11 protein-coding genes are annotated in these 11,553 nt (G+C 58.8%); all 11 read right to left on the reverse strand.

Annotated features, from left to right (window positions below; translation table 11 throughout):
• Positions 1-21: 21 nt before the first annotated feature.
• Positions 22-1,092 (reverse strand): glycosyltransferase, encoded by a 1,071-nt coding sequence (locus WAB17_RS06430; RefSeq protein ID WP_435419185.1) that lies wholly within the window; start codon positions 1,090-1,092, stop codon positions 22-24.
• Entirely contained in the window at positions 1,067-2,275 is a 1,209-nt protein-coding gene (locus WAB17_RS06435) for a hypothetical protein (protein WP_435419186.1), read from the reverse strand. Before WAB17_RS06435 ends, WAB17_RS06430 begins: the two co-directional genes overlap by 26 nt.
• Entirely contained in the window at positions 2,275-3,123 is an 849-nt protein-coding gene (locus WAB17_RS06440) for a glycosyltransferase (RefSeq protein WP_435419187.1), read from the reverse strand. Before WAB17_RS06440 ends, WAB17_RS06435 begins: the two co-directional genes overlap by 1 nt.
• Positions 3,120-4,232 carry a glycosyltransferase family 4 protein gene (locus tag WAB17_RS06445; protein ID WP_435419188.1) on the reverse strand — a complete coding sequence of 371 codons (1,113 nt, stop codon included), beginning with the start codon at positions 4,230-4,232 and terminating at the stop codon, positions 3,120-3,122. The genes WAB17_RS06440 and WAB17_RS06445 overlap by 4 nt, the downstream gene beginning before the upstream one ends.
• A complete protein-coding gene (locus tag WAB17_RS06450; protein ID WP_435419189.1) occupies positions 4,225-5,223 on the reverse strand; it encodes a GDP-mannose 4,6-dehydratase in 999 nt (332 codons plus the stop codon). The genes WAB17_RS06445 and WAB17_RS06450 overlap by 8 nt, the downstream gene beginning before the upstream one ends.
• A 24-nt stretch (positions 5,224-5,247) precedes the next feature.
• A complete protein-coding gene (locus WAB17_RS06455) occupies positions 5,248-5,994 on the reverse strand; it encodes a class I SAM-dependent methyltransferase (RefSeq protein ID WP_435419190.1) in 747 nt (248 codons plus the stop codon).
• 32 nt (positions 5,995-6,026) lie between these two features.
• Complete coding sequence (locus tag WAB17_RS06460; RefSeq protein WP_435419191.1) at positions 6,027-7,406, reverse strand: lipopolysaccharide biosynthesis protein; 1,380 nt, start codon at positions 7,404-7,406, stop codon at positions 6,027-6,029.
• 121 nt (positions 7,407-7,527) lie between these two features.
• A complete protein-coding gene (gene gmd, locus WAB17_RS06465) occupies positions 7,528-8,670 on the reverse strand; it encodes a GDP-mannose 4,6-dehydratase (RefSeq protein WP_435419192.1) in 1,143 nt (380 codons plus the stop codon).
• 147 nt (positions 8,671-8,817) lie between these two features.
• Positions 8,818-9,711: a dTDP-4-dehydrorhamnose reductase gene (gene rfbD / locus WAB17_RS06470; protein ID WP_435419193.1), complete on the reverse strand. Its 894-nt coding sequence runs from the start codon at positions 9,709-9,711 to the stop codon at positions 8,818-8,820.
• On the reverse strand, positions 9,704-10,771 hold the full coding sequence (gene rfbB, locus WAB17_RS06475; protein ID WP_435419194.1) for a dTDP-glucose 4,6-dehydratase: 1,068 nt from the start codon (positions 10,769-10,771) through the stop codon (positions 9,704-9,706). Before rfbB ends, rfbD begins: the two co-directional genes overlap by 8 nt.
• Positions 10,772-10,774: 3 nt before the next feature.
• A complete protein-coding gene (gene rfbC / locus WAB17_RS06480; protein WP_435419195.1) occupies positions 10,775-11,362 on the reverse strand; it encodes a dTDP-4-dehydrorhamnose 3,5-epimerase in 588 nt (195 codons plus the stop codon).
• Between the last annotated feature and the right edge of the window lie 191 nt (positions 11,363-11,553).

Genomic DNA, 11,553 nt, shown 5'->3' on the forward strand with positions numbered 1-11,553 from the left:
ATGTTGACCAAAAGACACTCGTTACCTTTCCGAAGACTGCAATAATCCGTACAACTGCCTGTAATCGGATATGATTTTCTCTTTTGAAAAGCGCTCTTTGTAGTACCCCGCAAAGGAGACGGGAGGCGTCGTCCGAGCCGCACGAATTGCGGAAATCAACGAACTGACGTCGTTTTCGAATAACAGCGATGGCGAGTAGATGATCTCAGGCACGGCGCAAACGTTGGATCCGACAGCCGCCACACCTCGCGCATAGGCCTCTATCAGCGGCAATCCGAACCCTTCACCATAAAGGGCCGGCATGATGACGCAATCGGCGGTCACGTAAAGATCGTGAAGCGTCGCATCATCGACGTAACCAAGAAACAGCAGGTTATTCAACTTCCTGGTTTCACATTGTGCCCGGTACAGATCGAGCAGCGGTCCCTTGCCGGCTACGCGCGTAACCGCGAAGGGCAGATGATCGCGGCAGTATTCCGCAAACAGAAACACCAGTTCGAAGTTCGCCCTTTCCTCTATGCCCCTCACCACCAGAAACTGCGCTGCTTCGGGCAGGTCCGTCGCCGTCGCAACTGGCAGAACGTCCGCAGGTTCGGCAGCCAAGGTATTGTAGATCAGATGCAGCTTGTGCCGATGGTGTCGACCTCCTTCCGCCTCGGACCATGCATAATCAGAGATCGTGTGGATCAACCGCGCTCTCCGATAAACCCAGCGCTCGATGATCCTGAAGGGCAGCAGAAACCGGGCACCGCCACTTCGCTTCAGATAGGTCAGACCATCGTGAATGGTGAAAACGAGTGGCGCCCCCGATGCGATTGCTGACAGGAGATAGCTGTGACCATGAAAAACAATTGGGCAACGATGCTTCCGGCCAATCCGCGCTGCAAGCTGGCGTAGCAGGATTGCCGCAGCGAAAAACCCGAACGGGACACCGATGGCGACAAGATTGCCCCAGCGAAACACTTCGACGCTTCTCGAGCGGAATATGTAGTAGCTCGGCGACGCTGACGCTTCCGATTGGGCCTTGATGACGTTTTCGGTGCCGCGCACATGGATGCGCGGGTCGTTAAACCCGAGATATATAATGCGCATCGATCTTTTCGGCCGGGAAGTGTTGCAGGAAGAACCGATCGCCAAAGGCCAGTTTCAGAAATAGGGCCAATCCAAGATTGAATACGTTCGAAAAGGCCAACTGGATATCGACCAGCATCGGCGCAGCGACAGTTGCATAGAGGCAAAGGTCGTAAACGCTTCGTACCGAGCGAATGATCGTGGATATTACCAAGGCCAAGATCACGTAATAGAAAAAGTACAGCGAACCGAACAACGCTGTAGAATCGACATAGATCTGGGGGTTTGGGCCGTAAATATCGCTGTTGAAATTAAATTGCACAAGGTTAATCGCTGGACCGAGACTTGGCTCAGCTAGTGCCGGTTGAATCCTGAGCGCGACCAGAAGCTGCTGGATTGGGTAGGAAAAAGAAACCCTGATAGGATTTTCGAAGTTGAAATAATAGAAGGGTCCATCGGCAAAGGCCATGAATCGCAGGGTGAACTGATCTACGTAATCTATACCAAAGATTGCATAGAACATCGCGAAAACGCTGGCGGCGCCTACAAGCGTGATTGCGGAGATCCTGCCAATCGAAATCCTGAAGCTGCTGAAATACATTGCGGCGCCCACAGACGTGAGAAGAGCGAGCAATCCCGCCTTTGAGCCCAAGGACAAGATGACAAAACAGGTCCAGAACAGCAGCAGGATATTCGTGGGTTTCAATCCGTTGCCCTGTACGAAGGCACGAGCCCAATGGGCGGCAAGGACCACGGAAAATACGACGTTCAGCCTCTGGAATATTCCCCAGCCTTGGTAGAATTCCTGCCTGGCCTTGACCCCTTCCTCGGCGAAGATCAGCAGCCCCTTGTTGTAGGCGAGATAGGCATTGACCGCGACCGAAAGGGCAATGATGTAGGGTATCGCTCGTTCCCAAGAGGCTGTATTTTTTGCCGAATTCGCCATCGAATTCATCCGGGCGGCAAATTTCGTCAGAACCTGCTGCACGATCAGGAAGAATACCAGTATCGAAACGACATGGCCGAACGGCAGGTCGGTGATGGCGAGCAGACCCAAGGTGAATGTGACCTGGAAGTAGGCCGGCGTCATGGGGTGAAGATAGCTGTGGATCACCCCGGTCCGTTTGAGAAGCATGAGCGCGACGGCGCTGATGAACATCGCTCGAAAGACGTCGAGAGGATAGAATGCCTCGATAATGTGCATTACGTCAGCCTCTGCCTGATCGACATACGCACCATGTAGAGCCATGCGTGCAACAAACGCAACGAATGCGCGATGAATGAACTTCCCTCGCCCAGTTCGCGGAGCAGACGCTCTCTTTCGGCTGCCAGTTTCACGGAGTGCCGCCAATCGCTGGATACACCATTGAGATCAAAATCTGCGATCTCGAGAGTGGTTTGCCGGTACCTGTCCGGGTGGGCCGACCGAATAGTCCATAGCGCCTTGAAGTCGGCGAAATGCGGATAACTCAAATCGAACCCGCCGGCAGCCAGATAGGCTGCTCGCTGCGCCACTGCGGCTTGATGGCAATACGCAGATTGAAAGGCCGACCTGGCATTTGCCGCGTGGTCCGTCGTAGGATAGGTCGCGAACGCGCTGTCCTTCATCACGCGCACCTTGTTCATGAGCAAGGCCGGTCGTTCGATCAGGAGTTCTGCAATCCTGCTCATCGAGGTCGGCTCCAGCAAGGAATCGCCGGCGTTGAGGAAGTACACGTATTCTCCGCGGGCCAGCCTCAATCCCTTGTTCATGGCATCGTAGATGCCGCCGTCCGGTTCACTTATCCAACGCAGCTTCGGCATATCGAGCGCTTCGAGAAACTCGCGGGTGCCGTCTCGGGATGCGCCATCGATAACCAGCAACTCCATATCGGGGAAGTCCTGACAGCGAACGCTTTTGATCGTTTCTCGCAATGCTTCGAGGTCGTTGAAGGTGACCGTGACGATGGATACCAGAGGATTTTCCACCCCCTTCGAGCTCCCGGCGCCCGTAGTCAGGTGCGCCGCCGCATCCGCCCGTGCGGGGCCGGAAGGCTGTCCGTCGCCTTTCATGCCAGCAGCTCGCGGTAAGCGTCGGCGGTCTCCCGCGCGCACCGATCCCATGAAAACCGCCGCGCCTGGGCCTCGCTGCGCGTTTTCAGCACGGCTCGTTCGGCCTCGTCGAAGCAGGCGGTTTCGAGTTGCCTGCATATGTCGTCGACATCGTCGGGATCGAACATCAGCGCGGCGTCGCCGACGACCTCCGGGATGGAGCTGGCGCGCGAACAGGCCACGATCCCACCGGCGGTCATCGCCTCTAGCGGCGGGATGCCGAACCCCTCGTAGCGCGACGGGTAGATGAACACCCGTGCATGCCGGTAAGCGCGCGCCAAGTCGTCGTCGGATCCGCCCAGGCGCACTATGCTCGTGGCCGGCAGCGCCAGGCTGTCCAACAGGGCGAGTTCAGCCGCATCGGGCCGCGGACTTCCACCGAACGCCACGAAATCGAACTCGCGGCGCAACCGTTCCGACATGGCGTAGGCCCTGACGGCGTTCTCGAAATTCTTGTAGCCCCCGCGATTTCCCACATAGAGAACATAGGGGCGGCCATGCGGCGACGTTTCGTCGGGAAGGGGTGGCTCGGCAAAGACTTCCGAGCAGGCCAGGTGGGTGACGGTAATCTTGTCTGCCGGGACATCGCACAGATCCTGCAGGTCACGCGCGGTCGAATGCGAAATACAGATCACATGGTCGGCGGCGGCCACATTGGCGCGTTTCCAGATCGACGTGGGGTCTGCCGCCGGGAAATCCGCCGGGAAAAGTTCGTGGATCATGTCGAATACGGTCAGGACAGACGGTGTCCTCGCCTTGGTGCGCGATCCCTGAGAGTAATAGGTGTGGTGCACCAGCGATGGACGGGCGACTGCTTCGAGCAAGGGCGAGGCAAGGCGATTGGCAACCCGACCGGCGCGTCCGCCGGAGCCGAGGCTGCCCGGCAAGGGCATCGCCCATTGAGGCGCCTTGCAGTCGGGCAGGTAGGCATTGCCGTGCAGCGGAGCCACAATGAGCGAAGAGAGGCCCGCCAAGCCGTCCATGCGCTCGGCAAGCTCGCAAAAATAGCGGGATATCCCACCATATTTCTGTGCGGTGAAAATGCGGTGGTCGTAAACGATTCTATGCATGGTGGCGGCTGCGACCGAGCCTTTCTACAGCGGCTTGGCACATCCGGGCGACCATCTCTTCCACCGACACCATGGCCTTCCACCCCAGACGGCTTTCCGCAAGTGCTGGATCGGCAGCACCATAGGATATGTCCGAAGGGCGCAGGAGCGCGTTGTCCTGATGCACATACTCCCGCCAGTCGAGACCGAAAAACCGGAAGGCAAGGTTCACGAAATCTTCAAGCGATACAGTCGTACCGGTCGCGATGACGAAGTCGGCAGGGCTGTCCTGCTGCAGCATCCGCCACATTGCATCCACATAGTCCGGAGCCCAGCCCCAGTCCCGGTAGATCGACAGATTGCCGAGCTGCAGCGACGCCTGTTCGCCGGCTGCGATCCGGGCCGCTCCGTAAATCACCTTTTGCGTTACGAAGCGTTCGGGGCGCAGCGGGGATTCGTGGTTGAACAATATGCCGGTACTGGCATGCAATCCGTAGGCTTCGCGGTAATTCGCCACGAGGTTGTGGGCACAGGCTTTGGCCACAGCGTAAGGGCTGCGCGGTCGGAATGGAGTAGTCTCCGTCGCCTTCACGCCTCCGGTATCGCCAAAGCACTCGCTCGAGCCTGCGTTGTAGAACCGGATCGGAAGACCGACGAAACGGATTGCCTCGAGCAGGTTCAGCGTTCCGATCGCAATGCTCTCCATGGTGTCGACCGGTTGCTCGAAGGAGAGGCTGACTGACGACTGGCCGGCCAGATTGTATATCTCGTCCGGCTTGACGTTCGACAGGGTCGACAAGACACTGCCGAAGTCAGTCAGCGACATCGACACGAGCGATACATCTTCCCTCACGCCCATCGCCGAAAGGCCGTGAAATGTCTGGAAACTGATATCGCGCGATGTCCCGGTAACGCGATAGCCCTTGTCGAGCAAAAGCCTGGCGAGATAAGCGCCATCTTGCCCGCCGATGCCGCAGATCAGCGCGTGCCTGTCGATAGGGGTCTGCATCATTCTGGCTCGCCGAATTTCATGTCGTCACCCGCCTTTCTGTTGGCTCATCCGTTCAAAGTCGGTCCAGACCTTGGACGGCAAGCCGCGAGAAAAGACGAACGGCAGGCGGCCGGCCAAACGACAGGCCATCTGCCATTGGGTCGCGCTTACCTTCTTGTCGCTGAAAAGGTGATAATTTCTGCCGTCGCTCACCAGGTGCTTGCCGAGACGACGCGCAATCCATTCGAGCGTGGCGAGCCGGAAGAACCCGATGTGCTGGCCGTGATCGAGGCCATAGTACCACCATTCGTGCGGCTTGGGGGTCGGCTCGGGGGCCAGCTCGGTCGAAACAAGCAGGTTCGGCGCCACGGTGAACAATTTGCCGATATCTTCCATGGGCTCGACGAAATGCTCGAATGCCTCGAATGCGGTGACGAGATCGGCGTGCCCGCCGTCATGCTCGAAGCCGAGAGCGAACAGGTTCTGGCAATAGGGGTCAGACCACAGTGCTTCCACGCCGGCATCGCGCAGCAGGCGAACCAGGACACCGTACCCTCCGGCGCAGTCGACGACCTTGCCCGATCGAGCCTTGAGGCACGAAAGGGTGGCCAGCACGATCCCGACATTCGCCCGATTGCGCAGAAGAATGCCGGTATCGGAAACGTTTATGGCGCTTTCGTAAGCCTGGTCGAGCCAGTCCGGTCTTTCGGTCTGAACATAACGGCACACGTCGCATTCGAAGTAATTGACCCGACGGCCGAAGATCTGCGCCTCAAACTTCGGATCCGCCACGGATGTCCCGCACACACGGCAATGTTCGCTTGTCATGCAACTTTCTCTTCGATGTCCCGGCGGAAAACCAATCCGTAGCCGAGGCATGTGACTGCCAGATAGGCGATGATGCCTGCCAGCACCACGCCGAATGCACCCGACGTCGCAGCCAGCCATAGCTTGAGCGGCAATGCGCAAATGACGAACAGTGCCACAACCCAGACCTGCTGTATTACGACACCGATGCCGTTGAGGAAAATTCCGAAGGCATTGCCGGTGCATTCGAGGATCATCCAGACGGCCATGACAGCAATAAGCGACTGAGCGGGTGTCACCTCGCCGCTCGTCCAGTAATCTATGATGTCCTTGCCGAACAGGATGATCATGATGGCACCTGCGGCGGACACCAAAAGAGAAACCCCAAAGCTTCGCTTCAATGTCTTGCGAATGAACCGGTGCTCCTTGCGAAAACTGGCATCCGCATACGCGGACCAGAGCGGCGCATTGATCATCGCGAGCGGCTGGGCGACCAGGAAAGTGAGGCGCTGGATAACCGCGAAAGCGGCAACGGCACCGGTCCCGACGGCATTGGCGATGATCAGGGAATCTGCACCCCATCCGACCATTGTGCCGATCTGTAGCAGGAAGAACAGGCTCCCACCGCGCAACAGGACGCCCGCCTCCGACCGCGCAAACCGCGCGGTTTGCGGAATATCGAAGAGTTTTTCGAACCGCAGCCGGACAAGCAGGGCGAGTTGCGCAAGGATCGGACCGGCCAGCATGCAAACGAGAAGCACCGGAATTCCGGCTTGCCGTTGGGCGAAGACGTAAACCGCGACAAGACTGGCAAGCGATCCGATCGCAGTCGCAATGTGAACTTCGAAGCCGCGTTGCATGCCGTGGAATGTCCTCCCCACGCCATTGGCGAAGGTCATGGCGGCGAACAGGAAGGCGAATACGGTAGCGGCCAGGCCGACTTCGGCCACCAGCGCCTCGCTCTGCAGTTTCAGCAAGGCACGCCAATCGACGACATCTGCTGCCACGGTCATGCCGAGTCCGACAAGCAGCGAAACCATGAATAGAACCCCGAGCCCGCCACTGATGGCTGCCTTCAGCTTGGCATCTTCGGGATCAGTTGCGGCCAGCGCCACACGATTGGTCAGGGCGTTGCCGATGCCCAGATCCAGGAACGACAGCATTGCCGCAAGGCTGGAAATCGTCATCCACGCGCCGAAACGCTCTTCCCCCAAGTAAGGCACGGTGAGATTGATCGAAAGTATCATCGTCACGAGACCGATGGCACGGGCAAGGACGCTCGCGATCAGCGTCCACAATGCCCGCCGGTAACGTTCGGCCGTGCGCACCTCCTCGGTGTCTCCCTTGAAGGGCCTGATGCGCAGATAGGCCAATCGATTACGCAGGGGCATCAACATATCATCGATGTCTCAAGGGCAGTCCGCGGCCTGCCGGACCCGCGCTCCCAAGCCCGCACATGTCGTCCATACAGGCCATGGCTTCCCCGCCCCTCGCAGATGGCAAAACTGCCCTGTGCGATCAATTTTCACGACTAACCGGAATCTTGAACCCATGGCTCTTCAACAGTGCCTGACGCTTCGCTTCCGCGAGGTCGGCAGCGACCATCTCATTGCACATTTCCTGAGCGGTGATTTCCGGAACCCAGCCGAGCTTGGCCTTGGCCTTGGCCGGATCGCCCAGGAGTGTTTCGACCTCGGTGGGGCGGAAATAACGCGGATCGATCCTTACGACCACATCGCCGACCTTCACCGCGGGTGCGTCATCTCCTGTGATCGTGTCCACTATCGCAATTTCGTCTATCCCGGTGCCTTCGAACCGCAGGCCGATACCCAATTCTTCGGCGCTCCAGCGGATGAAATCGCGCACGGAATGCTGGACGCCGGTGGCGATGACGAAGTCTTCCGGCTCATCCTGCTGCAGCATCATCCACTGCATCCGGACATAGTCCTTGGCGTGCCCCCAGTCCCGCAAGGCATCGAGATTGCCCATGTACAATTCCTTCTCGAGACCCTGCGCAATGTTCGCAAGGCCGCGCGTGATCTTGCGGGTCACGAAGGTTTCGCCGCGCCGCGGGCTCTCATGATTGAACAGGATGCCGTTGCAGGCGAAGATCCCATAGGCTTCGCGATAGTTCACAACGATCCAGTAGGAATAGAGTTTGGCCACGGCGTAAGGGCTGCGCGGATAGAAAGGCGTGGTTTCCTTCTGCGGGATTTCCTGCACCAATCCGTAGAGTTCGCTGGTGCTGGCCTGATAGAAGCGGGTCTTTTTCTCCAGTCCAAGAATACGGATTGCCTCGAGCAGGCGAAGTGTCCCCATCGCATCGACGTCGGCTGTGTATTCGGGGCTTTCGAAGCTCACTGCGACGTGGCTCATGGCGCCGAGATTATAGATCTCGTCGGGCTGGATTTCCTGAACAATGCGAACGAGATTGCTCGTGTCGGTCAGGTCGCCGTAGTGCAGCTTGAAGTTTGCCCCCTCGACATGCGGATCCTCGTAGATCTGGTCGATGCGCTGGGTGTTGAACAGGCTGCCGCGACGCTTGATGCCGTGAACGACATAGCCTTTCTCGAGCAGCAGTTCGGCCAGATAAGAACCGTCCTGGCCGGTAATGCCGGTGATGAGAGCTACTTTCTTCTGGTCTTGCACATCTAGTTCCATTCGGATTTCAATCTTGAAGGGAGGTCAGCTTGTCTTGGCGCCGCTATGGCGATTTCCTGCCGGCGCGAACAGCAATTTCGGCGTAGCGTTCGGACCTTCCCAAGCTACGTTCGCCGATTGCAGAACCAGGTTCGGGTTTGCGGACGTTCATGCCGGCGCACCCTTGCCGGCCAGGATACCGACAGTCTCCCCGACCGCCTCTTGCCAGGGCCGCAGCGTCAGCCCGAAATCCCGTTGCAGCGTGCTACAGTCGAGGCGCGAGTCCATCGGGCGGCGTGCCGGGGTAGGATAATCCTGCGTCGGGATTGGCAAAACTTCCCTCGGTACCGGCATGCCGCGCGCCGAAGCGTTTTCGAAGATACAACTCGCGAGGCCGTGCCAGGTCGTGTTGCCGGCATTGGTACAATGCCATGTTCCGGATTCGAACTTCGACTCCTTCGTCATTGCCAATGCCACTGCCGACAAGGCGTTCGCAAGGTCTCCTGCGTGGGTCGGAGAGCCATGCTGGTCCGCCACCACGCGCAGGGTCGAGTGTTGTGCGCCAAGGGCCAGCATGGTTTTCAGGAAATTCCTTCCGTCAGCGCTGATGACCCAGGCAGTCCGGATTATGGCATGGCGCACTCCGGAACTTCGAACCGCCTGTTCGCCCTTTAACTTGGTTACGCCGTAGACGCTGGCAGGCGCGGGCGTTTCGTCCGGCGACCACGGTCCCGACCGGTCAGGAGGAAAGACATAATCCGTCGAGACATGGATGAAGGGTATGTCCGCACGTGCTGCAGCGTCTGCCAGTCGCCCGGGCGCAGCGGCATTGACGCTATGGGCCAGCGCGGGTTCTTCCTCGGCCCTGTCGACGGCCGTGTAGGCACCGCAATTGATTATGGCGGAGACCCCGTCCAAGAATGGCGAGAGATCATCCGGCAAGCGCGCGAGATCGAGCTCCGCGCGTGTCGGCGCCGCAATCTCGATCCCTTTCAGCGGCAAGCGCGACAACGCCTTGCCGACCTGCCCGGTCCCGCCCGTAACCAGCCAACGATCAGGCATTCGCCAGGCCGAGCCTTTGCCCGCTGTAGGAGCCGTCCTGTATCGCCGCCCACCACTGTTCGTTTTCGAGGTACCACCTCACGGTCGAGGCTATGCCCGTTTCGAAGGTTTCTAGCGGGACCCATCCGAGTTCGCGCTCGATCTTCGATGCATCGATTGCGTAGCGAAAGTCATGTCCCGGCCGATCGTTCACGAAGGTTATCTGGTCTCTGTACGAGTGCCCGTCGGTACGGGGGCGCAGCGCGTCCAACTCATCGCAAATCGCATGGACGACCTGCAAATTCGTGCGTTCGGAGCGACCGCCGATACAGTAGGTCTCGCCCGGTGTACCGCTGGTGGCGACCAATCTCAGGGCGCGCGCATGATCTTCGACATGCAGCCAGTCCCGTACGTTCGAACCGTCGCCATAGACCGGAAGGTCCTGTCCGCCGATGGCTTTCAGGATGACAAGCGGGATAAGCTTTTCGGGAAAGTGGAACGGTCCATAGTTGTTCGAACAATTGGTGACCACGACCGGCAGCCCGTGGGTATGAAACCATGCCCGAGCCAAATGGTCGCTGGATGCTTTCGATGCGGAGTACGGCGACCGGGGATCGTAGGCTGTATGCTCGGTAAAATACCCCTCGGCACCGAGCGAGCCGAACACTTCGTCGGTTGAGATGTGATGGAACCGGAAGCCGTCGCGACGATGCCGCTCGAGACCGCGCCAATAGGAAGTTGCGCAGTCGAGCAGCGTGAAAGTGCCGAGAATGTTCGTTCGCATGAATTCGGCCGGGCCGTCGATCGAACGGTCGACATGGCTTTCCGCCGCGAGATGCATGATGGTGTCGGGCCTGAAATCGGACAACAGGCCTTCGATCGCTCCCCTGTCGCAGATATCGATCTGTTCGAAGCGATAACGATCGCTCCCGGATACGGAAACGAGCGATGCCAGGTTGCCGGCATAGGTGAGTTTATCGACATTGCAGACGACGGCATAGGTCTGGCCGACAAGTTGACGGATAACTGCCGAACCGATGAAACCGGCACCTCCGGTGACGAGAATTCGCTGCGACGACATGTTTCAGATACTCCGGTCGAGTTCGGCCAATGGTGCGCCTTCGTAAAGGAAGGGGCTGGCGAAATCCGCCAGGCGCCCCATTCGCCTGTCCTTGTCAGACAATACCGGCTCCGCACCATATAGCGGCCAGCTTATCCCGATGTCTGGATCGTCCCAGGCCAGCCCGCCGTCGCAATCGGGGGCGTAATAGTCGGACGTCTTGTAGGCCACTTCCACATCGGGCGCCAGTGTGAGGAAGCCGTGCGCAAATCCGACCGGGACATAGAGCTGCTCGCCGCCCTCGGCGCTCAACTCCGCTGCGACCCATTGGCCGAACGTCGGTGAACCCAAACGGATATCTACGGCGACATCCCAGATCGCCCCGACAAGGCACCGCACCAGCTTGGCCTGCGAGTGCGGAGGTGTCTGGAAATGCAGGCCCCTGAGCGTTCCGCTAGCAGCGGAATAGGACTGGTTGTCCTGCACGAAATCTATATCGATCCCGTGTTCCAGCAGCCAGCGACGGCTGTAGCTTTCACTGAACCAGCCGCGGGCATCGCCGAAGCGCTTGGGCACGAGCAATAAGGGCAAATCCGTCACAAAAGCGCTCATTCAGGTTCAGACCGAGCCGTGGTGGCGAGACACCCCCATGCAGCTTGTAATGTCGATCAGTCCGGCTAGTCGGTCGCCAGACGGCTCCAGGCTGTTTCGGCTGGAGCCTTTATCGCCTTACCTCGACGGGCAAAACCCGAAAAATGCCGGTCTTCGTGCAATCCTGTGTCGTGGCCGAAATCTATAGCGAT

Source organism: Parerythrobacter aurantius (genome assembly GCF_045291475.1).
Classification (GTDB): domain Bacteria; phylum Pseudomonadota; class Alphaproteobacteria; order Sphingomonadales; family Sphingomonadaceae; genus Parerythrobacter; species Parerythrobacter aurantius.